Origin of the sequence: Nostoc sp. CENA543 (genome assembly GCF_002896875.1) — a bacterium.
GTDB lineage: Bacteria > Cyanobacteriota > Cyanobacteriia > Cyanobacteriales > Nostocaceae > Trichormus.
The window spans coordinates 6,388,149-6,413,383 of the sequence record NZ_CP023278.1; the positions used below are offsets into that span (position 1 = coordinate 6,388,149).

The 25,235-nt window shown below is 41.4% G+C and carries 18 protein-coding genes; 6 read left to right on the forward strand and 12 right to left on the reverse strand.

The annotated features are described in order from the left end of the window. The first annotated feature begins 276 nt into the window (after nt 1-276). Nucleotides 277-1,308, forward strand: a complete 1,032-nt coding sequence (locus CLI64_RS26850) for an isochorismatase (RefSeq protein ID WP_103140067.1) — start codon at nt 277-279, stop codon at nt 1,306-1,308. Nucleotides 1,309-1,354: 46 nt separating this feature from the next. Here CLI64_RS26850 and CLI64_RS26855 read toward each other — a convergent pair whose 3' ends face one another. Both CLI64_RS26855 and CLI64_RS26860 read right to left on the reverse strand, forming a co-directional pair. Continuing rightward, nucleotides 1,355-2,482: a tetratricopeptide repeat protein gene (locus CLI64_RS26855; protein ID WP_103140068.1), complete on the reverse strand. Its 1,128-nt coding sequence runs from the start codon at nt 2,480-2,482 to the stop codon at nt 1,355-1,357. Nucleotides 2,483-2,575: 93 nt separating this feature from the next. Beyond that, on the reverse strand, nt 2,576-3,463 hold the full coding sequence (locus CLI64_RS26860) for a M23 family metallopeptidase (protein ID WP_103140069.1): 888 nt from the start codon (nt 3,461-3,463) through the stop codon (nt 2,576-2,578). 303 nt (nt 3,464-3,766) lie between these two features. Here CLI64_RS26860 and CLI64_RS26865 point away from each other — a divergent pair, with 303 nt between their 5' ends. Then, nucleotides 3,767-4,972, forward strand: a complete 1,206-nt coding sequence (locus CLI64_RS26865) for an HhoA/HhoB/HtrA family serine endopeptidase (protein WP_103140070.1) — start codon at nt 3,767-3,769, stop codon at nt 4,970-4,972. 102 nt (nt 4,973-5,074) lie between these two features. On the opposite strand, the gene CLI64_RS26870 is transcribed toward CLI64_RS26865, so the two are convergent. The 3 genes from CLI64_RS26870 to ispD all read right to left on the reverse strand — a co-directional run bounded on the left by CLI64_RS26870 (nt 5,075) and on the right by ispD (nt 7,008). After that, nucleotides 5,075-5,419 (reverse strand): DUF760 domain-containing protein, encoded by a 345-nt coding sequence (locus CLI64_RS26870; RefSeq protein WP_067765620.1) that lies wholly within the window; start codon nt 5,417-5,419, stop codon nt 5,075-5,077. 194 nt (nt 5,420-5,613) lie between these two features. Continuing rightward, nucleotides 5,614-6,141: an SMC-Scp complex subunit ScpB gene (scpB, locus tag CLI64_RS26875; RefSeq protein ID WP_103140071.1), complete on the reverse strand. Its 528-nt coding sequence runs from the start codon at nt 6,139-6,141 to the stop codon at nt 5,614-5,616. A 183-nt stretch (nt 6,142-6,324) separates the two neighbouring features. Beyond that, nucleotides 6,325-7,008 carry a 2-C-methyl-D-erythritol 4-phosphate cytidylyltransferase gene (gene ispD, locus CLI64_RS26880; protein WP_103140072.1) on the reverse strand — a complete coding sequence of 228 codons (684 nt, stop codon included), beginning with the start codon at nt 7,006-7,008 and terminating at the stop codon, nt 6,325-6,327. Nucleotides 7,009-7,167: 159 nt separating this feature from the next. On the opposite strand from ispD, the gene CLI64_RS26885 reads away from it, so the two are divergent. Then, the gene (locus CLI64_RS26885) at nt 7,168-8,124 is read left to right on the forward strand and encodes a glycosyltransferase family 9 protein (protein WP_103140073.1); all 957 of its coding nucleotides are present in this window, start codon (nt 7,168-7,170) and stop codon (nt 8,122-8,124) included. 119 nt (nt 8,125-8,243) lie between these two features. On the opposite strand, the gene CLI64_RS26890 is transcribed toward CLI64_RS26885, so the two are convergent. Then, the gene (locus CLI64_RS26890) at nt 8,244-8,741 is read right to left on the reverse strand and encodes a CRR6 family NdhI maturation factor (protein ID WP_103140074.1); all 498 of its coding nucleotides are present in this window, start codon (nt 8,739-8,741) and stop codon (nt 8,244-8,246) included. A gap of 1,073 nt (nt 8,742-9,814) precedes the next feature. Between CLI64_RS26890 and CLI64_RS26895 the strand changes: the two genes are divergently transcribed. From CLI64_RS26895 to hetI, 3 genes are all read left to right on the forward strand, one after another. Then, nucleotides 9,815-10,480, forward strand: coding sequence for a hypothetical protein (locus CLI64_RS26895; protein WP_103140075.1), 666 nt, complete (start codon nt 9,815-9,817; stop codon nt 10,478-10,480). Nucleotides 10,481-10,567: 87 nt separating this feature from the next. Further along, nucleotides 10,568-11,857 carry a hypothetical protein gene (locus CLI64_RS31335; RefSeq protein ID WP_192881607.1) on the forward strand — a complete coding sequence of 430 codons (1,290 nt, stop codon included), beginning with the start codon at nt 10,568-10,570 and terminating at the stop codon, nt 11,855-11,857. Between the two features lie 571 nt (nt 11,858-12,428). Next, nucleotides 12,429-13,133, forward strand: coding sequence for a 4'-phosphopantetheinyl transferase HetI (gene hetI / locus CLI64_RS26905; RefSeq protein WP_103140076.1), 705 nt, complete (start codon nt 12,429-12,431; stop codon nt 13,131-13,133). A gap of 39 nt (nt 13,134-13,172) precedes the next feature. Here hetI and CLI64_RS26910 read toward each other — a convergent pair whose 3' ends face one another. The 6 genes from CLI64_RS26910 to CLI64_RS26940 all read right to left on the reverse strand — a co-directional run bounded on the left by CLI64_RS26910 (nt 13,173) and on the right by CLI64_RS26940 (nt 25,082). After that, nucleotides 13,173-14,030 (reverse strand): SDR family NAD(P)-dependent oxidoreductase, encoded by an 858-nt coding sequence (locus tag CLI64_RS26910; protein WP_103140077.1) that lies wholly within the window; start codon nt 14,028-14,030, stop codon nt 13,173-13,175. A gap of 499 nt (nt 14,031-14,529) precedes the next feature. Then, nucleotides 14,530-16,059, reverse strand: coding sequence for a thioester reductase domain-containing protein (locus CLI64_RS26920; RefSeq protein WP_103140079.1), 1,530 nt, complete (start codon nt 16,057-16,059; stop codon nt 14,530-14,532). A gap of 146 nt (nt 16,060-16,205) precedes the next feature. Further along, on the reverse strand, nt 16,206-17,864 hold the full coding sequence (locus tag CLI64_RS26925; RefSeq protein WP_103140080.1) for a PfaD family polyunsaturated fatty acid/polyketide biosynthesis protein: 1,659 nt from the start codon (nt 17,862-17,864) through the stop codon (nt 16,206-16,208). A gap of 185 nt (nt 17,865-18,049) precedes the next feature. Continuing rightward, nucleotides 18,050-21,427, reverse strand: coding sequence for a type I polyketide synthase (locus CLI64_RS26930; protein WP_225977439.1), 3,378 nt, complete (start codon nt 21,425-21,427; stop codon nt 18,050-18,052). A 175-nt stretch (nt 21,428-21,602) separates the two neighbouring features. Further along, nucleotides 21,603-22,952 (reverse strand): polyketide synthase, encoded by a 1,350-nt coding sequence (locus tag CLI64_RS26935; protein WP_103140081.1) that lies wholly within the window; start codon nt 22,950-22,952, stop codon nt 21,603-21,605. A gap of 396 nt (nt 22,953-23,348) precedes the next feature. Beyond that, a complete protein-coding gene (locus CLI64_RS26940) occupies nt 23,349-25,082 on the reverse strand; it encodes an SDR family NAD(P)-dependent oxidoreductase (RefSeq protein ID WP_103140082.1) in 1,734 nt (577 codons plus the stop codon). Nucleotides 25,083-25,235: the final 153 nt, after the last annotated feature.

Consider the following 25,235-nt stretch of genomic DNA (forward strand, 5'->3'; position numbering starts at 1 on the left):
GTATTAATTTGACAATAGTTTGTAGTGAGGACTTTAGTCCTTATCTTAGAACTGAACTCCCCACGACAAACTAAAAGCTGAAAACCTATGCTAGAAATTACAGGAGCGATCGCACTAAGGGAACACCAAAAAATAAATTATCCCCAATAAACAGCTTAGTAGGGTGCGTCAGTGCGAGAAAACATAACTATACCAAGAGATTATTCATACTGACGCACCCTACAGTTTGGATATTTTTTATCTGGAAGTCCCTAAAAATAACTACTTCATAAAAATATGTATAATCAAAACACAACTCAATTACCTATACCTGCACATTTTCATCCTGAACAAGTAGGTACAGTTTGGCGTGTACCATATCAACAACGCGCCACCGAAGCAGAACTTTGGGCGAAACAACACAATATTCTACCCGCATCTTCCGACGAAAAGCGTGTTTGTCTACTGCTAATAGATGTCCAAAATACTTTTTGTATACCTGAATTTGAATTATTTGTAGGTGGGAAATCGGGAACTGGTGCTGTAGATGATAATCGCCGACTGTGTGAGTTTATTTATCATAATTTAGGGTTAATCACCACCATTATTCCCACTCTCGACACTCATACAGCAACGCAAATTTTTCACCCCATTTTTTGGGTGAATCATGCAGGCGAGCATCCCACACCAGCCGCTACTAGCATTACCCCAGCAGATATTGAAGCAGGGATTTGGCAAGTTAACCCGAAAATTGCCAGTAGTATTAATAGTAATTATGAATTATTAACAAAACACGCTTACCACTACGTTAAACAACTCAGTCAAGATGGTAAATATCCTTTGACAGTTTGGCCTTATCATTCAATGTTGGGTGGTATTGGTCATGCTTTAGTTTCTGCTGTAGAAGAAGCCATATTTTTTCACTGTATTGCTAGGCAAAGTCAAACACAATTTGAAATTAAAGGTAATCATCCGTTAACAGAAAATTATTCTGTGTTACGTCCCGAAGTTTTACAAAGTTTTGATGATAGCCCTTTAGCTAATAAAAATACCTGCTTAATTCAGCAACTTTTAGAATTTGATGTAGTGATTATTGGCGGACAAGCAAAAAGTCATTGTGTTGCTTGGACAATTGATGATTTATTAACAGAAATTCAACAAATAGATGCTAATTTAGCTCAGAAAATCTATTTGCTAGAAGATTGTACTTCACCTGTGGTAGTTCCTGGGGTTGTTGACTACACAGAACAAGCAGATGCAGCGTTTGCTAAGTTTGCCGCCGCAGGAATGCACATTATTAACTCTACAGAAATCATTAGCAATTTGTAGGGTGTGTGAAAGCGAAGCGTCACGCACCATTGTCTTTGGTGCGTTACTACTGGATTAAACTTTGAAACTTAGGTAGATGACGAATATTATTTAAATCAGGGTCAGTTTTTGCGGCTTCTATATAAATTGAAGGACTCAAATTGATGGCTTGCTGTAACTTTTGTATAGCCTGTTCTACATTACCTTGTAGACTATAACAACAAGCGATATTATAAAAAGTATCAGCATCCTCTGGTTGCAGTTCCAGAGCTGTTTGATAACTGGCGATCGCATCCTCATAACGACCTAATTCATGTAATATCAGACTGCGATTTGACCAAGCTGCAAACTTATCAGATAAAACGCTAAGTGCTTGTTCACAAGTATTCATTGCATCTGTAATTTTATCAAAATCAATTAACACTCTAGCCCATTCATACCAAGCTGCTGCACTGTCATAGTTACACTTGAAAGCTTTTTCATGACTCGCCAGTGCGGCTTTTAAATCACCTAATTTCTCAAAAACTTTTCCCCGTTCTGACCAAGTTGCACTAGCATCAGGATTAATTTCTAAAGCTTTGTCAAAACTAGCAATTGCTTCATCATAGCGGGATAAATTTTGTAATACCAAACCGCGATCGCTCCAAGCAAAATAATCATTAGGGTTGATTGCTAATAGCTGATCATAACTCTGCAAAGACTCATCATAACGACCAATTTCTAACAGTAAGTTACTGAGTTCATGCCATGCTGCACAACTATCAGGCTGAATTTGTAAAGTCTTGTAGTAGCTAGCAATGGCTTCATCATAAAGACCTAGCGCATATAAAGTAAAACTTTTATCCCACCAAGCATCATAGTTTTCTGGTTCGAGTTCTAATGCTCTGTTAAAGCTCAACAAAGCAGCTTCATTTTCACCTAAGCGTTCTAATTGTACTTGTCCTCGCCGATGCCAAGCTAGGAAGTTATTAGGATCAATTTCTATAGTTTTATCAAAGCTTGTAAGTGCTGCTGTTGCTGCTTCTGGATTGTCTAATAAAAATAAATTCCAGCCGCGCTCATTCCAAGCATCAGCAAAATCTGGTTGAATTTCAATGGCTTTTTCAAAACTAGCGATCGCCTGTTCATATTCTAGTGCTTGGTAATGCTCTAAACCTTGCTGAAAAAACAACTCCGCTTGTGATATTTGACTCATAAAACCATACAGTAAAAGGCAAAAGGCTAAAGGTAAAAGGCTAAAGAAAATATGTTTAAGACTTTAGCTTTTTACCTATTTGCTAGCAGTATTCTAGGGTTTTAGATAATCCTTGGGATTTTCAGCTACCCAACCTAGAGAAGAACTCGCACGAATTTCAAAATGCAGATGGGATTGCTTTCCAGTTGGTTGTCCGGTTGTGCCTACAGTACCAAGTAATTGCCCTTTACTGACTTGTTGACCGACTTTTACTTGAATGGTATCTAGATGAGCATAACGGCTTTGCATTCCGCCATTATGATTAATAATCACCAAATTACCGTAAGTACCCTGATTCTGGGCAAATACTACCGCACCTGGGGCGATCGCTTCTACCGGAGTTCCCACAGCCGCTAACAAATCAACACCACTGTGGAAAAACACCTGGCCTGTATTTGGGTTAATTTGCCAACCATAGGGCAATCCTACCTCAGCCATCTGTTCAAAAGGATAGCCGGATAACTGTACTGGGGTAGTAGGTGTTGTAGTAGTTTTAGGAGATGCCGTAAAAGTACCATTAGGCGACCAATTGACCCCAGGTACAAACACAATTCGGGGATTTTGTTGACAACCGTTGACCTCAAATAGTGCATCGGGACGGACTTTATATCTTGCTGCTACTTGTCGCCAAGTTTGACCGCTAGGGACTTCCACCACAATCCCATTGTAAGGAGGAATTTGTAAAATACTGCCCACTACTGGCTGTGAACCATTTTGAAGAGATGGATTCATCCCCACAATCGTTTCTGGCACAAGATTGTAACGCTGGGCGATACTCACCAAAGTGTCACCCCGAACTACCTGATGTCGTCGAAATCGGGACAAAGCCGGAACAGGACAACCTTCAACAGCCGCACTAACATTGTTTGAGTTAGGAATCATGCTTAGTCCTAAAGCACCGACTAAGCCGCAGAGAAAAACCAAACGATGAGGAACAGTCATGGATATCCGTTAAGAAAGCCTTTAGTTATTAGTCGTGAGTCGTTAGTTATTAGTTTCTGTCTTCTAGAGGGGTGTAGGGGTTTAGGGGTGTAAGGGTGTAAGGGGTGTGAGGGTGTAAGGGAAAGAATTGGAGATTTAAATCCAAAATCCAAAATCCAAAATCCAAAATTCAAAATTAAATGCCCTATGCCCTATGCCCCATGACCAAAAACTACCGAATGTTAAATTTACCTGTCCACTTGCTGGTTGCTTGACTAAACTTATAAATTAGCAACTGCATTGCTGTCCTTAAACGTAATCATTATGAATTTATCATTAAAGCAACTAGCCGTTTACCTATCTTTATTGGTGATCGGCGGTAGTGCAGGTTTGTTAGGTAGTCGCTATCTCATCCCGCAAAATCGCTCGTTTCAACAACTCAAAAATGTCACTGTGGCTTTACCCCCAGAAAGTGTGACTCCTAACCCTGTAATTGGTTCTCCAGGGGCTATTAATGGTGATAATGTTAACTTTATTGCTCACGCTGTACAGAAAGTTGGCCCTGCTGTTGTCAGGATTAATGCCACGCGTAAAGTCGCTAATCCTATCTCAGATGCTTTAAAAAATCCTTTATTACGCCGCTTTTTTGGTGAAGATGAACAACCACTTCCCCATGAAAGAATTGAACGCGGTACAGGTTCAGGGTTTATTTTGAGTGAAAAAGGACAAGTCCTAACTAATGCCCATGTTGTAGCTGATACAGATACAGTACAAGTCACTCTCAAAGATGGAAGGACTTTTGAGGGTAAGGTAGTGGGGATTGATAATATTACAGATGTGGCTGTCGTCAAGATTCCTGGAGAAGAATTGCCGACAGTTAAATTGGGTAATTCACAAAATTTGATTCCTGGACAGTGGGCGATCGCGATCGGTAATCCTTTAGGCTTAGATAATACCGTCACTATCGGCATTATCAGTGCCACAGACCGCACCAGCGCACAGGTAGGAGTTCCAGATAAACGAGTCAGCTTTATTCAAACTGACGCTGCTATTAATCCAGGTAACTCCGGCGGGCCTTTATTAAATGCCCAAGGGGAAGTAATAGGAGTCAATACTGCAATTCGTGCTGATGCTCAAGGCTTAGGTTTTGCCATCCCTATAGAAACTGCTGCCCGTGTTGCTAATGAACTATTTACGAAAGGACGCGTAGAACATCCCTTTTTAGGGATTGAAATGACGGACTTATCTCCGAGTAGAAAACAACAAATCAATCAAGAAAACAAACTCAACATTCAACAGGAAACTGGCGTTGTCATTAAAGGCGTAGTCAAAGACTCACCAGCTAACCGAGCAGGATTGCTCCCTGGCGATGTAATTCAAAAAATTAACGATAAACCAGTCAAAACATCAGCCCAAGTCCAAAAACAAGTTGAATCCAGCACCGTGGGTGATGTTCTGGTAATGGAAATCAACCGCAGTGGCAAAATCCTCACGGTCAAAGTACAGTCAGGTGCTTATCCTAAAAAATAGTCATTAGTCATTAGTCATTAGTCATTAGTCATTACTCATTAGTTTTTCATCCTTGCAAAGTAACTTTTTGACTATGGACTATGGACTATTGACTCTGGACTATTAACCATTAGACAAATGATCTAACTGCATCCTTTGTTCCATTTGGCGCAGAAAATAACCCGTCATCATAGCCGAAGCTAGCAGTCCGGCTAAATTTTCTTTGTCGGTGGTTATTTGGACATTAAAATTTTCTGCTGGAAGCATTCCCACTAGCCCTTGTACGTTCTGGGAAATAATTTGTTTAATTTCCGGGCTAACGGACTGGGCAACACGGGCTAGAACTTCTGGAGACTGATGTTGGAGATATTTAAGTAACTGATTGGGGTTTTCCCCAAAGTGGTCGGAAAGCAGTTGGTTGGGGTGTTCCTCAGAGTTGTCGTTCAAAAAATCAGGATCAAACACCATTGGCAATTCTTTTTAGCTTAGTTGCTAATTCTACTCTAAACCATTGTGCAAGGGAATTGGGAATTGGGAATTGGGAATTGGGCAAGCAGGAAGTGTGGGAGGGGTGGGAGGATAGGGAAGAAATCTTTCCCCCCACACTCCCCACACTTCCCCATCTTCCCAGTCCCCAGTCCCCAGTCCCTACTCCCCAGTCCCTACTCCCCAGTTTCCAGTTCTAGTTCTAATTGCTGTTCTTTCGGGCTATTTTCTAAGATTTGGGGGAGTTGTTCGATTTGAAAGTATTGATGAAATTTTGATGTGACTTGTAGCGAGTAGGAACGGGATTCTTGATCCCGTCTTTTGCGAACAAAACCGAGTTCGACTAGTTCAGGAACGTGTTGATATACTCCTGAGCCGCGTAGGTTAATTAAATCACTTTGGCGGATGGGACTATTGAGGGCGATCGCAGCAAGTGTCCTCAATGCTCCTAATCCCAATTCTACAGGAATCAATGTTTGTACTAAGTCATGAAAATCAGACCGGAGTTGCAAACTATAACCTGCTGGTGTTTCTACAACTTCCAGTGCGCTATCTCGGCGAGCGTAGCTGTCCATTAGTTCAATGATGCCTTCTTCAACCGTAGCGCGATCGCAGGCTGCATACTCGGCGATTTCGCCCAGGGACAAAGGTTTACCCTTTAAGTAGAGAATCGCTTCTATCGTGGTCGCTGTGGCTGTGGTCATAAATCAATTCAAAATTCAAAATTCAAAATTCAAAATTTGAACTTTGTGTATTGAATTTTCCTGTTGAGGTTTAATAACTTTACAATAATAAGTGTGTGGGATTATACCTTTTTTCGTTGTTTAAGTCAATGTAAATCCCACGAATAACATTTAATTATTCCCCCTGCCCCCTGCCCCCCTGCCTTAAACCTCCCGACTGCCTAGGATAAATTCAGCGATCGCCAAATCCTGGGGAGTAGTAATTTTGAGGTTGGTTTCTTCGCCTTCCACAATTTGCACTTCAATGCCGCATTTTTCAAATAATGCCGCATCGTCGGTGACTTCCCAACCTTGGCGGATGCCTTCGGCGTGACATTGTTTTAACAACTGGACGTTAAATCCTTGGGGGGTTTGGGCTGCCCACAAATTTTGACGGTCGGGTGTACTTTGAATTATGCCATTGCCATCCACAACTTTGATTGTGTCTTTTACCGGAACTGCGGCAATTAAGCCAGAACACGTACGTATAGCTTGGGCGCAGGCGTTGAGTAAATCTGGTGTGGCTAAACATCTAGCCCCATCGTGAATTAAAACTTGCTCTGCCTCTGTTGGCAGTGCCTGTAAGCCGTTATAAACTGACTCTTGACGGGTAGCACCACCCAGAATTAATTCTACTGGCTTAGTTAGCTGTAAATTAGCGATAATTTCCTTAAATTCTGGCCAGTCAGTAGGCTGAGAAATAATTCCTATCCAAGAGATTTCTTCAGCCGCTTGTGCAGCCAACAGAGTCCAAGCCAGAATAGATTGCGATCGCACCTGCAACAGCAGTTTATTCCGTTGACTCCCCATTCTTTTGCCGACACCGGCCGCAGGAATTAGTAAATACACAACAATCCTCAATCTTATAAATTAGGGGTGTAAGGGTGTAGGGGTGTAGGGGAAATAATTAACATCCATGCCCAATTCCCAATGCCCAATTCCCCAATCCTTAATATCTAATACCTATATTCACCTAAAATAAGGAGCGAGTAAGCGTCAATAATTATTATGCGAGTAGTAGCCCTTGTACCTGGCGGAATTGGCGATCAAATTCTCTTCTTTCCGACTCTAGACGACTTGAAGAGACATTATCCCAACGCGCAACTAGATGTCGTTACCGAACCCCGGTCAAAGGCTGCCTACCGGGTGAGCAAGTCAGTCAATGAGGTACTGGCTTTCGATTACAAAGACCGTAACAGCCTGGCAGATTGGGGCAACCTAGTAGGCACAATTCGCGATCGCGAATATGAAGTGGTCATTACTGTTGGTCAAAGTTGGTTATTGGGTCTTTTTCTCTGGTTAACAGGAATCCCCACACGTATCGGCTACCAAGGTAAAGGCTCTGGATTTTTTACCCATTCTGTGCCGTTGAAATCATCTCAGTATATAGCAGCAACTTATCATGATTTGCTGCAACCATTAGGTATTACCACTTCTACCCCAGAGTTAGCGGTAAACGTGCCGAAACCTGATATCGAGTGGGCGCAAAACGAACAAAAACGTTTAGCAGTCAATAATGGTTATGTATTAATCTATGATGGCTCAAGCTGGCTATCCAAACCTCAAGCGGGAGATACTTTATACCCCGTGGAAAACTGGCAAGCTATTATTCAAGATTTTCAAGCTAAACAACCAGATTTACCGATAGTCGTCATTCAAGGAACTAATGACGAAGCATTTGTGCGATCGCTCCGGGATTCAGCCCCTAATATTAAGGTGACTGCTCCTGAAGATATCGGCAAGTTAGCCGCCATCATTGCCGGAGCTAGTTTGATGCTCACTACTGAGACTGTACCATTACAACTTAGTGTAGCAGTACAAACTTATACAATCGGCCTGTTTGGTTCTACAGATCCAAGCAAAGTGTTACCAACAAGCGATAAGTTCTTGGGTATCAAATCTTCTACGGGCAAAATAGCAGATATTTCTCCCAAAACCATCCTTGAAAAAGTTTGGGGTGGATGAATTAGGGCATTGGGAATACAAGAGGAATTGGTGCAGGGTGCGGGGGGCAAGGGGGAAGAAAAATTTCCCCATTTCTCCCTGCCCCCTGCCCCCTGCCTCCTGTCTCCCAACCCCCAACCTCAAAACAAATCAAAAAACGCATCATCTAATTCGTAACCAAGCATTTGCGCCATAGATTTTAGTCGCGCTTGCCAAGGGATATCCTGCTGTTTCAACCAGTCGCTTAACAGAAATACTTTGTGCATTAAAAAGATTTCTAAAGCTTCAGGATTATATTGAATGCCCTCTTTAGCACTAAATTGATGGGGTACAAGCATCGCCGCATAACGAGCAAGTTCTCCAGCTTTCCAATCCAATAAAAATGGTAGCCAAGGGTATTTAGCATCTAAGCGCACAAACCACAGCCTTAACTCAGGAATTTCTGACAATTCGCGAGGATCACCTGGTTCTAAAGAATAGTTGATATCAAACTGCAACTGCTGTTCATAGTTAGCGTAGACGCTTTGTGTCGTGCTTTGAGACGGTTGCTCTTGTAACAGTTGATTAATTACCGTATCAACAGGGGATAAATCCAGGGTATTAACAGAGTCAGTATTGAGCGCGATCGTGATTGTCATGGACTCAACAGCTACTTTTTGTATACGGTGTTAGTTTCGAGAATTCACAGTACCAGCTTTCTGCAATTGACGCTACATTTACAAACTACGCCTGGCCTGAAATCACAAAAAGCAGAATCACTGAGAACATGAAATTTACTGCCTTTTGAGCATTAAAGTCTCTCTATGTCTGTTCATTTGCGTCTCTTCATTCCTGTCATCCTAGATTGAACAACTCATATGACTACATATATACATAAGTATATACTTATGTATTTTTCTTAACATTTATCAATACTTCATGTTGTCTCCAAGAACATTCTTAAAGACTGGAAAAATTTCTAGTGTGCAATTTTTAAAGTTGTCTATGCTACCCTTATAACCCGATTAGGTGATGGTAGAATTACTGCACACTAACTAAATAAATATTCAGAATTACTCAGCCAAGTACCGTAATTACACAGGTACTGGGGCGGAGCGATGATTTTCTTTGCAACAAAAATCACAAATACTTAAGTACAAATAACATAGTGATGAAATATTAGCAGTCTTAAAACCTCAACCTATTTATCAATGACATTTTCTAAAGCCAAGCCCTTTAGTCAAGAAAAATTTAAATAATATTAAATAGTTCTGGAGAGAAAAAAAAGCCTGTTATAAATGGCAAGAAAATACAAAAAAATATTAATCATCAACAAATATCGTATATTTGCAGGCATTAAGAAATAGTTATTAATGTTGTAATTTTTATTCAGTAGTTCATCCCTAATTGAACCGAACTTATTGAAACAATTTATGCAACTGTGATACTGAAAAATGCTAAATATATAGTCTTTGTCTCAAAAATTTAGTAAACATCAGATATAGCTGTGAGGGGGTTATGACAATTGAAGTAACAATCAAGATGATTGGCAAAAATGAATTAATTTAACTGTTTTTGTTAGTGTCTACAGTTATTAACACCACAATCTTTCACAATTAGTTAATGTAAATAATTATCTACATAGCTTTCTCATTAAGCTATATAATCTTTACTTACATTCAAATTTCCACAACCTTACAAAATCAACAAACATAAAAAGGAGGATAAACAAATGACTAAGATCATTTATCTGAGTAAGTTACTTGCCTTCACTGCCATTTTTTCAGTTGCGATATTGAATAGCAATCAGTTACGAGTTAAAGCTCAGGAAACACCCACGACTCCTACAAATACGACAAACACCACAACAGCAAATCCAAAAATTTGTTCTTTAGATCCGGTTGAAAGTTTGCTACCTCCTGTCTCACCCCAAAAAACTAGTTCTGTATTTTCTTACCTCGCAGAACAAGGTTTTTCACGTAGCGAAGATGGCTCTTGGGTATGTTATGTAAATGACCCTAACAAAGATAATCGCTACTACACACTATTCAAAGTCACAGAGAAAGATGGCAAACTAATTGGCAGTTCTTTCTTAGATGATGGCAATCTGATCTTAGGACAGGATGCTCGTAGTTTAGATTTCTTTATGACTCTAATTCAGCATCACACTACTATAAATCAGGGCAATCAAGATAGTGTACGCAGATATTTAGAGGCATTTATTTCCTTAGTAAAAGACGGAAAAATTAAGCCCTCTCGCCGTGGTTTTCTCTTTGATGAGCCAAATCGAGCATTAATTATTTATCACCCACTGAGTGCAGGAGAATTGAAAGGAACAGCAATTACAATCAACATCCAATTGCCTAAAAAAGTGAGTTCTCAAGCAACTCGAAACTGAGTTTTTACTGGTCAAACTAGTATTTTTTAGTTTGCTCAAGATAATTACTCCTAATTAATCTGTGTCATCTACCGGAGAAGGGTCTTGTTGAAATCTATCAAAAACATCACATTTGTATTCTCGTCTTTAGCAACACTACTGATTTTTGTTCAGACGGCCAATGCACAACCAAAAGGTTTAAATGTTGGCGCGCCTGTCAAAATACCCCCAGGACAAGAAGAGCAGTTTTTACAGTATCAGCTACAAAATAATGAAGCTGGCTTGCGTCAGCTCCGAGTTATCCCTGGGTGCGTAGTCGGGTTTGGTCTACGTTGTAACAAAACCGGTACTATCTTAGAGCAAGTTATTGAATCTAACGGTGGACTGACTTATCAACAAATGTTGATGAGAGCAGCTGGCGGAGAAACTAACTATCAGAGAACTCTTCCCTTTTACGGCAACAACAGTAATCTGATTAACTCTCCTTATATGTCAGTCTGGAGAAATCATTCTTCTCAAATTCTAGATTCAGCACAGTATGGACTGGGAGGAAAACTGAGTTCAACTCCTGTACCTGGTTTTAGTAATGTCACGAGAAACTTTCTGTGGTCAGGTAAACCAGCCGATGACCTCCGCAGTGGGTTTGTGAACTTGAAATTATCCTATGGACAAACCCTCCTAGAAGAAGCCGCCAAAATCCCCAACCTTGAACAAAAGATTGTTGATCTGAACCTAGAGCCAGATATGACACAGTTCTATCTGAATAATCTCTCTAGGGGATTAAACGCTTTACGGACAGGAAATAAAGCCGAACTCAGACAAAGTATTTTGACAATACTTTCGCGTCCATATGCTACCAATGCTAGAGATGATGGTTGGTATGGGAGAAGAGTGGTTCAACTTCCAAATGTGACTCCATCAGGTGAAACCATAGTGGGTGACACGTTTGATACTGCATTAGTAGAACCAGGCAGCGAGGTAGGAATTGGAGAAATAGCAGAAATCCCTGGTGAAGAAATAATTGCAGCTCAGTCAGATGGTTTTCCAGCTGTCTGGCCTTTGCTTGCTGGTTTAGGACTGTTGGCTTTATTACTCGCCTTAATTGGTGGAAGAGGTAATTCATCTAGTCGCAATTCTGTGGGAAGTGTGCCAGAACCGACTCCAACAACACCTCCAACAACACCTCCAACAACACCTCCGACAACACCTCCAACACCACCAGTATGTCCCCCAGGAACAATTAAAATTGAGACTCCGGGAAATAGTGGTGAACTTCAATGTATTGCCACACCTCCAACAAAGGTGTTTGAACCTTCTACATTGAAGGCTATTATTTTGGTAACACTCATATACTGTCTAGTCGCTTACAAACAAAAGCGTAGACACAAGTTAACTTGAATAACCACAGATTTTAACTGTTGGTTTTTTTGACGAATCAAACTAAGAATCTTAAGACTGCGTGGTAGTGTACTTAACTTAATTTATGTCTGTTGCTAAAATCTGGCTGATGTGAGTTATGGACTAAAAAATATAGTTGCTTTAATCCATTTAATATTTGAGATGCAAAGCAAAGACTTTAATATGACTCTTACCAGGAATTATTGAACTGACATAAGGCGGTGAAATATCTGTAAAAGCTCAAGAAAATAATTAATTATGAACAAATGATTAAATAAAAACTAAAATAAGATAGTAAATAAAAATCTCTCAGTTCACGGCTGAGAGATGAAACGTTTTTATTACTTTTCACACGAAATTTATCCCACTTCCATAGCATACCTATACTTTGAAAAATATGTATGCCAAAATGCCTATTGGTCAACAGTCATTAGTCATTAGTCATTAGTTATTAGTTATTGGGCGTTGGGCATTGGGCATTGGGCATTGGGGTAAAATCTACCTTGTCTACCTTGTCTACCAGTCGCTAGTACCCAGTCCCCAATCCCCAATCCCCAGCCCCCATTCCCCAATGATTTGGTTATCTCCACCCAAAGATTTCATCTTACTGCCGAATGAGGTTCATGTTTGGCGATTTCAGCTAGATATAACAGAATCACAGCTAGAAAGCCTATCAGCAATTCTTTCTGACGATGAACTGGCTCGTGCTAACAGATTTTATTTTCCAGAACATCGCCAGCGTTTTATTGCTGGACGGGGTGTTCTCAGGCAGATATTAGGTGGTTATTTGGGAATTTTGCCGGAACAAGTTAAGTTTGATTATGAAGCGCGTGGTAAACCGTTTTTAGCAGAGGGTTTACAGCAAAGTGGCTTATTGTTTAACTTGTCGCATTCTCACAATTTAGCTTTGTGTGCGGTGAATTATACTCGGCAAATCGGGGTAGATTTAGAGTCTTTGCGTGTGATGGAGGATGTGGAGGCTTTGGCGCAAAGGTTTTTTTTACCACAAGAATATAATTTACTGCGATCGCTCCCCGATGAGCAAAAGCAAAAAACTTTCTTCCGTTACTGGACTTGTAAAGAAGCTTATCTTAAAGCGACGGGTGACGGCATATCTCAATTAGAACAAATTGAAATAGCACTAACACCCACAGAACCAGCTAGGTTAGTCAAATTACCTGCTTGGAGTCTAGTAGAGTTAGTGCCTGATAATAACTATGTTGCTGCTCTTGCCGTGGCGGGTTGTGGCTGGCAGTTAAAGTGTTGGCAGTATTAACCATCTAAGCCGCATTCCCGAATCAGCTGACTATAATTTTTAGTAACGACCAACGGCCGCATATTTGAGATTAGCTCGATTTCCGGCTCTAACTTGGTTGAAATTGACTATACCTAACAACTGATAAAGTTGATCAACCACAGTCGGAGAAATTTGTCCCATAGACAGCATCAATTTCGTCGCACCTTCCATAATTGGATTTTGATTGACAAGAATTTCTGCTTGATTGCCTTTAATGGCACGCATAACAGCGTTAGCTATAGCTTTAGGTGTCGTTACCCCTGCTAATTTAGGTGCAGGTACACGAGGATCAACAGTCATACCAGTATGAGAGACATATCCCGGACAAACTGCCGAAATATGGACACCACTACCAGCTAATTCTTGACGGACGGCATCAGTCCACATAATCAAACTTGCCTTACTAGCAGAGTAAATGCTGTTAAAAGCAATACCCTTTTTACCAGCCAGTGAAGCAATGTTAACAATGCGGCCACTACCTCGTTCCATCATGTTGGGGAGTAATAGACGAGTTAATTCCATAGTAGCCAAGAGGTTAGTGTTGAAGACAGAATGAATTTCCGCGAGGGAATAATTGGCGAATGCACTAATAATTTCTATGCCGGCATTGTTGATTAAAATATCAACAGAGCCAACATTTAATTGAACCTGTTCGGTGAGAGCTGATAATTCCCCTACCTTCGTGATATCAAAAGGAATGGCGTAAGCTCTACCACCTGCTGCATTGACTGCATCACAAGTTTGCTCTAATCCTGAACGGGAACGCGAAACACACACCACAGTGGCTTGCTCTTTAGCTAAAGCACGAGCGATATGCACACCCAGACCGCGTGAGGCACCGGTCAACAGCACTGTCTTACCTGTGAGAGTTGTCATTGTAACCTGCTTGTATCTGTATTCTGATCGGCAGGATTCACGCATCTTACATTTGGCAACCTCTGTGTAGCCTAATTCAGACCACAGACTGTTCAAACCATCAGAACAACTACCCACCCATCCGCAACTAAATGCGATAAAGACAGCTACACTTGAGAATCGTAGATTGCACTTTTTTGGCAGACAATTGACTTATAACAGTGTTAATCGCCTTCCGTTGCAGAACAGGCATAAAGTCAAGGATTTGTTCAATGAGGTTCAACTTTACATCAACTTCATTTATAGCATTTATTTTGTGAAGCTAGTGTTAATAGCAAACTTATTTAAAGGGACTGGGGATTGGGGAGTGGGGACTGGGAAAAAGAGATTTATTAAGACTTTCATAAGAAAAACCCAGCTTCTTATCGAAACTGGGTCATGGACGCATAAAATCAAACTTTATTTAAACTCTTGGCGTACCTTGGCGTTTACCTTTGCGTACCTCCGTGTTTAAACCCTCCTAACCCAGAGTCAAGAAACCACTCTGAATCAAATACGCCGTGTAAGTCATAAACAACTTTCCATCAATTGGCGCGCAAGAAACACCGCTACCAGCCAAAGCCTTAACAGTTTCTTCACAACTAATGTGAGGTCTTCTTGCTTTTAGGTACAAATCGGGAATCGTGAGTTGTTCATCAGACCAACGTTCTAAGAGGAAAGGCCGCAAAGTATATAGAGGATTATCTGTAGAAGTCGCACTTTCAATTAACTTCGCTTGCCATTCTTCGTAAGGAAGGATGTTAATTTGATAACCGAAAGAGCGTACCCAATCAACTAAAACATCCAATCCTACTGGTTGGGGATGTTGTAAGTGGAAAGCTTGACCGATCGCATCTTTTTGCATAGATAGATGTACGATCGCTTTACTAACATAATCTACAGGGGACATATCCAGCATATATTCCACTTCGGGGAAATATCCCATCTGTAGACAACCTTTAACCATCAGGTTGATAAAGTCATGGGTGTTACCGATACCTGTTTCGCTATCACCAGCGATGAGGGGGGGTCTATGAATGGTAACAGGCAAACCGCGATCGCTCGCAATTTTCACTAACTTTTCTGCTACCCACTTAGTTTGGGAATAACCGAGATAAATCCCTTCCCAGTGGCTAAAATCATCATCTTCCTTCACAACTTTACCAGCATAGAAAGGAGCTTCAAACACCGCCACACTAGAAACATAATGCACAGGCTTCACTTTCACTTGACAAGCCAAGCGCAATACTTCTTGAGTTCCTAAAACGTTAGCTGCTTTCAAGGCTGAGTAAGGGAAGACATAATTTAACAACGCACCACTATGGTAAATAGTGTCAATTTCTGATGCTAAAGTTTGGAACTGAGTAGAACTTAGACCCAACAAAGGTTCAGATAAATCACCAACGACAGGAATAATTCTCGAATCATATTCATCCTGCCAAATTGCATAACCTTCAAGATTTTTTCGCAGCTTAACTTTACCTTCTTCTAAGTTAGCTGCACGCACCAAACAATAGATTTCTGCTTTGGTTTGTTGGAGCAATTCCCGAATAATGAAAGCACCTAAAAAGCCAGTACCACCAGTTAAGAATACCTTCTTAGGTTGAGTGACAGGTAAAGCAACAGGAATAGCACCACCAGGATGAATAGTGGGATCAAGAACAGCTTCAGCTTGTAAATCCAAAACAGGGGTATCAGAGAAGCTAGAAGCATTTGTGGAACGAGTAACACCTGTATCTTGTACCTCTGTACCTTCTTCCAATTCTTCAGCTAAACGCTGAGATAAAGATTCAATTGTGGGATAGTGCCACAACAACAAAGGTGATGGTTGAAACCCTAATAATTTTTCTAATTGACTTACCATAGTCATGGCTTGAGCCGAATCCAAACCATAGCTTTCTAAATTCACACTTGGGTCAATTTCATCAGCGTCTACACCTAACACTTCCGCGAGGTGAGAAACCATCCAAGCTTGAATTTCATCTGCACTATAAGATTGTTTGACAGTCATTTTGAAATCTCCAATAATTTTCTACGCGTCCCTTACCCCTGCGGGGAATTCAAAATTCAAAATTCAAAATTCAAAAATAAGAGTATGTTAAATTTGATTTCTGAATTCTAAATTTTGATTTTATTTGTCTCTATACACCCTATTTATTAAGAACGTAATGGTCGATATTGAATGTAAGAATCAGGAATTTGCATTCCTTGCAATTTCAAACTTTGAATCCGATATAAAAACGCTGCTCCCTTCATGATGTGATTAGCAACATCAACAACATGACGATTATGTGCTTCCTCTAAATAAGAACCACGCACCCAGTCATTAAAACTTCCCATAGCTGGGCCGCACCAAATTTGATAATCTACTTCTCTACCCTTTTCACCAGTAGTAGACCAACGAGAAGATAATCCTAAATACCATCTAAAGATTACGGCCATTTTGAGTTTAGGATTGTTAACTGCTTTGCCTAATTTCTCAGGATTTTTTTGTGATAAATAAGCAGCAGTTCCTTCCCAAGCCTCAGCGATAGTTTTCCGAAAAACTTGTTTTTCTAACTTCTCCCTTTCTGCTAAAGGAATTTCTTCAATTGAGTTATAAGTGCGGTACAATTCGTACAATTTTTGCGCGCGCATGGGGAACATCGTACCCCGTTTTAACACTTGTACTTTCACACCCATTTCAAACATATCGCCGGCAGGAGCCATAGTTACATCAGCCATTTCCGCCTGTGCTAATAGCTTTTTGGTATGCTCACAAGCACCAGATTCCACACAAGCTTGATTCACTGAACCAGTAACTACATAAGCCGCACCCATCATGAAAGCTGCTAAGGCTGATTCTGGGGTAGCAATTCCACCGGCTGCACCAATTCTAATGGGTTGGGAATAATGATATTGAGCTTGAATTTCATCCCTTAAAGCGATTAGTGAAGGGAGTAAACAAACCAAGGGACGATTATCAGTATGTCCGCCAGAATCAGCTTCTACAGTAATATCATCAGCCATTGGCACTTTCGCCGCCAGTTTAGCTTGCAACTCAGTAATTAAACCGTGTTGCAGCAATTCTTGCAGCATTTTTGGTGGTGCTGGCTGCATAAATTTACTCGCTACTTCCCGGCGAGAAATTTTGGCAATGACTTTATTTTTGATTTCAATTTGGTTAGCATCATTTAAACTTAATCCCGCAACACGGTAATAAACAATGTTGGGTGTTAGGTCTAAAAATGCTGAAGCCTCAACAATTCTCACGCCATATTTTAAATATAAATCCACAGCCTGGCGTTCAACTGCCATATCATTAGGGCTGTGAATTAAATTAAAAGCGTAGGGTTGATGAGGTAAAGCTTGTTGAATTTTATGAATGGCTGCTTCTATTCTTTCAGGAGGTAAACCACCAGCACCAAAGGAACTTAAAATATGCTCTCTACCTAATGCAATGACCATTTCTTCGGAAGCGATACCGCTAGCCATTGCGCCAGTCATATAGGCATATTTCACACCATAGAATGAGAGAAAACTAGGGTCGCCTAGTTGTTGTATTTTTAGGGGTGGAATTGATGTGATGAGTTCTAATTGTCCGGCTGCACCGTGTTCTGCTGGAGCTAAATAACCATCATTAGTTACACCAACTTTCCCTGCAAGCTTGACAATGTAACAAGGTTTATCTAAAGCCAGTAATTTATTTTTGATATCTGTTTCTTCAAATGCAACACAATCTAAAGCACCTTTCCAGATGAGATTGTGATTATAGATATGGCTGGAATAACCCAAACCATTATCATATTTATTTATAAATGTATCCACGGTCGTCACGTCGCTTCGCTCCGAATTCAAAATTCAAAATTCAAAATTCAAAATTACCAATCCCCATTAAATTTAGGGTCTTGTATACTTTTGTTTTCTGGTTACATTTGCTCAGTAGGTTGGGTGTAGCAGAGCGAAAACCAACACCGATATCTATCTTGGGTTTCGCTATTGCTCAACCCAACCTACTTTAATTACTTAGCTTCTTCGCTCAATAAATCTGCGGCACAGACCATTTGTAATTGAATGATTTCGCTCAATTGTTTACTAAAATCTTGTCTGGCTTTTAAGAAATCTGTGTGATTTTTAGTTATGCGTGCGTTGTTTGCGTTCAGCTTTTGATACTGAACTTTGTTTAATTCCAACATATTGATGATGATGGCAAATTCTTCTTCAGTTGCAGGTAATTCAGGAACTATTTCAGGCGTTGCAGAGTCAGAAACAGTAGACTCAGAAAATTCTACTTGCTCTTCAGTTTTTAAATCGTATTCCATGATAGTTTTCATGGAATCTTTTACTTGCTCAACTGTAGGACTAGGAATTTCTACAGCCGGAGTTTCAATCTTATTGACAGCCTGAGATAAATTCAAAGAATTAATAGTGAGGGAATCACTAAATACTGGTTGTTCTGGCTGTTTTTTCTTCACTACATGTTGGAAGAGTTGACGGTTTTCTGCTGTCAAGATTTTGCCAGTAATTGAGTCACCACCAACTGTCACAGTCCGCAGCATGGCTTTATTTTGCTTAGTAGTTGCTACGGGACTGTAAAGCGGTGATAAGTCTAAATTCACTCGATGACTAACGAGCTTACCTAATGCTTTGACAATGGAACTATGGTCATCCATCCCGCGACGGTTGAGGGAAACGGTGATGTGTTCTTTGTCTTCCAGAATTTTATCTATCCAGCGAGAACAGACACTACCCGCGCCGGCTTCAATAAAGATTTTTGTTCCGTCTTCGTAAACGCGGTTAACTAATTTGGGAAAATCTAGTTCTTGAGATAACCCTGTTGCAATGCTATGTGCAATTACTCCACTTTCTAATGTGATAGTCTGATACTCAGCCGCCGAATAAAATACAATGCCGGGTATTTCCTGAGTTGGCAAAGTATTTAATTTAACTAACTCATCAAACTCCGATCGCATGGCTTGACAATGAATCACATGATCGAAGGGAGCAGAGAAAGCATTGCAGCCAATGGTTTTAATCACTCTTTGACAAGCCGCCGGATCACCTGCAATTAACACTTCTTCGGGAGTATTAATTTGTGTCAGATAAACACGCGGTTCATTTCTGATTGCATCCCGCACTTGCACAGGACTCGCCATCAGCACATAATTACCCCACAAATTATCCTCTGAAGCCGAGGAAGATTTTGGTAATCCCCAATACTCACGCACAGCATTTTTCGGGCCAGATAATCTGTCACCAAATAAAGCTGAGGAGTTGAAGGAACTACTTCCTTCATAAAAATTGCTCCACACCCCTTGAGCAACCATCATGCTGGTTTCACCCAAGCTATAGCCAAATACATATTTGGGTTTGATTTGGAAATCATCCCGAATCACGGTGGTCATTAGTCGGGTGAAGAACATTTCCGCTTCAAACATCGCTAGAGAATCATCGAGCAATTCCCGCTCTAGCTTTTCTAATTGTCTGGTAGTTAATTTGCTCAAACTACGCGGAAATACCCGACGCTCGACATCAGCCGCACGTTTGTAAAGGCTCTTGACGAAGGGGTTGTCATGCAGTTTAGGGAACAGACGGAAGAGATTACGACCGATACCGACATAGGAATTTACCGCCGCCGGATACACATAAGCCACCTCGCCTTTTTTACCCAAGGGGTTGGCTGTAAAGTAACTACCTACAGGTGTTTGCCAATCTGTACCCTTTTCAAAAGCAGCATTAATCCCTTTACGTGCTGATTCAATTTCGCGCAGAAGTTCTTTTTTGTTGCGTCCGGTGATGGATACAGCGTACTGTGCGGCGGTTTGTTGTTGATAGCTATTAAAGGCTTGACTAGCACTCTGAGATAGAGAATCACTCTCGGTAATACTCTTTTGCAGACTGTCTAAAGTAGCCATTAAACTAGCGCGGTCATCAGCAGCTACAGGAAACAGATAATAAGGTGTTTGCTGTAAATACCTATTCGGACGTTCTGGCTGATTGGCTTCTTCCGACAAAATCACATGAGCATAAGTCCCATCAGAACCTATCCCGTTCACCGCAGCGATGCGTCGGGGAGCATTCTTGCTCAAAAACCAAGGTCTAGATTCCGTCGCCACATAGAAAGGACTACCCTCAAAAGCTTGGGGATTCTTCACACCAGACCAGCCAGGGGTGGCGGGAATATATCTGTAATACAGACACAGAGCCGTTTTAATTAAGCTGGCGATACCCGAAGCAACGAAGGTGTGACCGATATTGGCTTTGACGCTACCGATTGCACAGTGTAAACCATCACCTACAGGTGGATAGGCTTGGACTAAACCAGCAATTTCCGCCTCGTCTTCCTGGGGAATCCCACTGCCGTAAACCTCGACATAGTTCACTTGGTCAGGTTGAATACCTGCCGTTTGTAGAGCTTGCTGACAAGCTTGGTTAATGCTTGTACCGTCTAGGTTTGAGTGAGTTTGACCGATACTAATAGCATCAATCACAGCATAAATGCGATCGCCATTTAAGAGTGCTTGGTCATGACGCTTGAGAACTACAACCCCCGCACCTTCTCCCGGTGTCCAACCGTTGGCTTTTTGGTCATAGCTCAAGGTGTTAACGCCAGTATTAATATTAGCTGTTTGACTGCGTAATAATACGTTCTCAACACCGCCAGCCATATCGACTGCACCAACAACCACAGCGTCTACTTCTTCGGTCATCAGTAGCATTTGTGCCACTTCCAACGCCTTGAATGCGGAAGTTTCTACAGCCGTGAGAGTGAAGGAAGGCCCGGTAAAGTTCCACAACGAAGAAATCCGACTCGCCATAATGTTGGCGATATAGCTTAAATACTCACCAATCTCGACTTGATGGTGAACGCTATCTTTAACGATGGTTTCTAGTTGGGCGATTTTGTCTTGGGGTAAGGTAATTTCCGCCGCGTTGAGACCGTCTTTAACTTGCCAAGACGCATCCCAGCGTTGTTGGAGTTGATGAACGGATAACTCGGTTTCTGTGGCGATAATGACCGCTACATTACCCCCTTCTGGAATCTTCGCATCTTTAAGGGCGCGATCGGCCACTGTCAGCAGTAGCAGTTGTTGGGGGTTGAGTTTTTCGACTTCGTTGGGAGGAATCTTATAAGTGAGGGTATCAATATCAAACTCTTTGATATATGCACCTACAGGTGCTTTACTTTCTACTAAGCCGTACTTTTGTAGTAATTCTGGTTGTGTTTCGATGCCGTACCATCTCTTCGGCGGTAGGGGAATGAAGTGTTGTTTACCGTCGTAGATACTGCGTTCAAAAGCATCTAAACCATTGCATTCACCGAAGAAGGCATCCATGCCTACAATAGCGATTTTTTGTTCTAACATCTCTTTACTATTAGTCTGTGGACGATAAATCATTTTGTAGTAAGCACTTCAGTGCTTTAGAGACTTCCAAAAGGTAGGGTGCGTCAGCGCAAGAAAGCCTAAACACATCAAGAAATTACTCATACTGACGCACCCTACTAACTTATTAATTTGAGATAGTTGATTTTCTATCTCATAAGAAAGGGCTGAAGCCCTTACTACGAACTTCTTATTTCTCTAGAATCAGATGGGAGTTTGTACCACCGAAGCCAAAGGCACTTAAGGCTACGTGTTTGGTTGGTTTGTTTTGTGGCCAGGGTGTCTGATTTCGCACGATGTTGTCAGACGAAATCACGTTATTTTCTGACTTAATAGGGTCGTTAACTTTGATGGTGGGGGGAATTACATCGTGGTTGAGGCTATATATTGCCTTCGTCAAACTCACCATACCGGCAGCTACTAATAAGTGACCAACATTGGCTTTGGCTGAACCAACTAAAGGCTTGGCTTGGTGTTGTCCAAAGAAGGATTCTATAGAGGTGAGTTCGGTGGTATCTCCCAGTAATGTGCCGGTAGCGTGACACTCCATATAATCAATAGTTTTGGGGTTAAGTTCAGCTTCTTGATAAGCTCTCTCGAAGGCTAGGACTTGCCCTTTGGTATTGGGACTTAGTAAATGCTTACCTTTACCATCGTTAGAAAGACCATTACCGCAAACGGTTGCTAGGATTTTATCCCCATCTCTGACGGCATCACTGTAGCGTTTCAGCATAACCATCCCAATACCTTCAGAGGTAATTAAGCCTCGTGAGGCTTTATCTAGAGGCGCGCTAATGCCGTTTTCTGGATAGCCTTGGATACCGGAAAAGAGCATCCTTAAGAAGAGAGGATCTGAGCAACTGATAGCTCCAGCGAGCATGACATCGGCTTTGCGGGACTGTAGATAATGAGATGCTAACTTAATGCTATAGAAGGCAGAAGAGCAAGCTGCATCAATACAGAAGTGATTACCTGAAAGGGAGAAAGCCTTGGCGACTAATGCAGCCGGTAAGCCAGAAATCAGGGCGTTTTGTGTAGCGGCTTTAGTAGTTGTAGGGATAGCCGCTAAATGGAAATCTTGATTTTGTAAAAGTTCCGCTACTGCTGGTTCGATGGTTTGGCGGTAAATGGGTGCAATTAATTGATTAGAAACTTTGGTGGGTAGGGAAAGAGTTCCTAATATTACTCCACATTTAGACAGGACTTCTTTATTTCCCCAGTAGCCACTATTTTGAATAGCTTGTTTTGCAGCGTATAGTGACCATTTAAAGGTGTTATCTAAGCTTTCCACAAATTCCGATGGCAGATTGTATTCGCTGGCATCAAATTTAAAATTGCGGATAAATCCACCTTTGAGAAAATAAAATTTTTCCGGCTTGCCTTTGACTGGGTCGTAAAATATTGTGGGATCTAAACCCATTTCTTCGACAGTAATTGATGATGTCGAATCTTTCTGCTCAGTGAGATTCTGCCAAAATTGATCGGGATTGTTAGCATCGGGAAAGAGGCATGATAATCCGATGATGGCGATTTTTTCCACTGTTTCTATCCTCGTTTGGGTAGCGATATTAGGCAGAGGGGCAGGGGGCAGGGAGCAGGGGGAAAAGAATTAATGACTAATGACTATTTCAACTATTTCACTGTCACCTGTTACCTGCTACCTGTTACCTTTGTTTTTGCTGAATATGACAGTATTTAAACTGTTTTCTAAACTTACGAGGATTTACGCTATTCCCGGAACTTGAGACGATTAGGGATTTACTGTGCTTTATAAATGGCCTACTATAGCAATCCTAATTGATTTAGGATGTTTTGAGGGGTTTTATTTAAGATTTTTGTCACGCAGAGGCGCAGAGAGAAGGAGAGGGCAATTGGAGGGTAAAATTCATTATTTATTCTCCTCTCCCCTGCACCCTGCCCCCTGCCCCCTTGCCTCCTATTTGGGTTTGTGCAGGTTCATTGGTGCAATGATTGCTTTTGCTCCTAAGATGCGGGAGTAGAGTTTTCCTTCGGTGTCGTGAAGCATAAAGTTGGCGGTTAAGCCGGTTGCAGTTTTGCTGATGACTTCACAAGAAACGTAGAAGGGTGCGTTACAAGGAATGGGTCTAAATTGTTGTGAATCTGTTAGTTGTCCTGGTAAACAAACTTCTTGGTGATAATGGCTTAACCATACCCATAAAGGTTGGGTACTTAAATCTGTGGCGTAGGGGTTGTACCATCTGATGGGGAATTGTCCTTGGGTTTCTGGTGAGATTTGTGACCAGTAACATTCAGTAGTAATTTTTTCTGGGCTGATGTTAATTACTCTGGTAATTTGTTGGAATGCTGGCCCATGAAATAGGGTGCAATCGCCATTTTGATAGAAGTCTTTACCAGTGGTTTTGATGATATTATCTTCTGTTAAATTAACAGATTCATATATCGGTATTTCTGGTATTTGGCGCACAGTTGTAATGTTGGCGCGGAAATGATAGTGGGTTTTTCCTTCGGGGGTTTTGCTGAGAATTGTGGTCTGAAATTCGATGGCTTCAGAACCATGTTTGGCGATTTCTTGAATTTCGAGAATGTATTCTTTTGCTAGGGTTTGATTGAAGGTAATACCCTTTAAAACTTTAAATTCTCTACAACTTACATACCGATAACCTGGATAACATTCTTCACAAGCATGAATCATCCAGGACATAGCGCAGGTGGCTGGTAGTACAGGAGTCCCAGCAATCACATGATCCATCAAGAAGGGGTTAGCATTTACAGTCAGGCGGCGACGGATACGATAGCTGCGGAGTTGGGGGTCTAAAGTTCCGGGTGGGGGGATGATGGGGCTACCAATGACTACTTGTGTAGAGTCACGATGGCTGGGGTGGAGTTCGTTGACTAGCATTTGTGTACCTACATCCACAGGGATAATGTCAATTCCCCGTTCGGCGAAGGCTTTCTTGAGTTCTGGTGTCACCATACCGCTATCCCAACCGCCCCAGTTGATAGCGACAACGTGACAATCAGGATTGTATTGCTTGATCAAGTGAGCTGACTTGTTGAGAATTTCATTAGCGATCGCATAATCCGATTGCCCAATATTCCCATAAAATCCAGCCACGGAAGAAAACAATACCAAATGTTCTAATTGTTTAGCATCCACACAAGACAACAGATTTTCTAACCCTTGCACCTTAGCGGTGTACACCTTCTCAAAATCTTGATCTGTCTTCTTCTCAATCAACTTGTCAGCTAAGTTACCCGCACCGTGAATAATTCCGGTAATCTTCCCAACTCTTGCAGACACAGCCGCTAATTTCTCTTGTAACTCAGCAACATTGGTAACATCAACACTGATATACTCAGCCTTTGCACCAGTCTTTTCAATCTCCGCCAGAGTTTGCTTCACTTCGCGGCTAGAAACAATTGTGTTATAAACCTTCTGTACACTCATCGGTGTAGGCTTCTCACCTTGGGAGATGAGATGCTGCATAATCCGTTTCTTTAATACAGCCTCTTCAAAACAATCCTGAGCAAACTCTGGCTCATTTTCAATAACTTGCGATCGCCCAAGCAAGATAAACTGACAAGGTTGGTGCTGCGCTAATCTAGCCACACACTGCGCCGTGATTCCCTTAGCACCACCACTAACAACAAAAACCGATGAAGGACGAACCTGGGTAAGTGTAGTCATATTATTAAAAATCTTGGCTTTGAAATCTGAATTTTGGATTAGGGACTGGGGATTGGGGATTGGGGACTGGGGATTGGGTGTCGAGATATAGAGTTTGGACTCTTTTATTACAGTACCAGTAGTGAAATTTGCGGGTAGCTTTGTACTTTCCTT

Bases quoted from the DNA above. Each gene is read 5' to 3' on its own strand.
- CLI64_RS26850 (WP_103140067.1), top strand. From the start codon at position 277: ATGTATAATCAAAACACAACTCAATTACCTATACCTGCACATTTTCAT.
- CLI64_RS26855 (WP_103140068.1), bottom strand. From the start codon at position 2,482: ATGAGTCAAATATCACAAGCGGAGTTGTTTTTTCAGCAAGGTTTAGAG.
- CLI64_RS26860 (WP_103140069.1), bottom strand. From the start codon at position 3,463: ATGACTGTTCCTCATCGTTTGGTTTTTCTCTGCGGCTTAGTCGGTGCT.
- CLI64_RS26865 (WP_103140070.1), top strand. From the start codon at position 3,767: ATGAATTTATCATTAAAGCAACTAGCCGTTTACCTATCTTTATTGGTG.
- CLI64_RS26870 (WP_067765620.1), bottom strand. From the start codon at position 5,419: ATGGTGTTTGATCCTGATTTTTTGAACGACAACTCTGAGGAACACCCC.
- scpB (WP_103140071.1), bottom strand. From the start codon at position 6,141: ATGACCACAGCCACAGCGACCACGATAGAAGCGATTCTCTACTTAAAG.
- CLI64_RS26885 (WP_103140073.1), top strand. From the start codon at position 7,168: ATGCGAGTAGTAGCCCTTGTACCTGGCGGAATTGGCGATCAAATTCTC.
- CLI64_RS26890 (WP_103140074.1), bottom strand. From the start codon at position 8,741: ATGACAATCACGATCGCGCTCAATACTGACTCTGTTAATACCCTGGAT.
- CLI64_RS26895 (WP_103140075.1), top strand. From the start codon at position 9,815: ATGACTAAGATCATTTATCTGAGTAAGTTACTTGCCTTCACTGCCATT.
- hetI (WP_103140076.1), top strand. From the start codon at position 12,429: ATGATTTGGTTATCTCCACCCAAAGATTTCATCTTACTGCCGAATGAG.
- CLI64_RS26910 (WP_103140077.1), bottom strand. From the start codon at position 14,030: ATGACAACTCTCACAGGTAAGACAGTGCTGTTGACCGGTGCCTCACGC.
- CLI64_RS26920 (WP_103140079.1), bottom strand. From the start codon at position 16,059: ATGACTGTCAAACAATCTTATAGTGCAGATGAAATTCAAGCTTGGATG.
- CLI64_RS26930 (WP_225977439.1), bottom strand. From the start codon at position 21,427: ATGATTTATCGTCCACAGACTAATAGTAAAGAGATGTTAGAACAAAAA.
- CLI64_RS26940 (WP_103140082.1), bottom strand. From the start codon at position 25,082: ATGACTACACTTACCCAGGTTCGTCCTTCATCGGTTTTTGTTGTTAGT.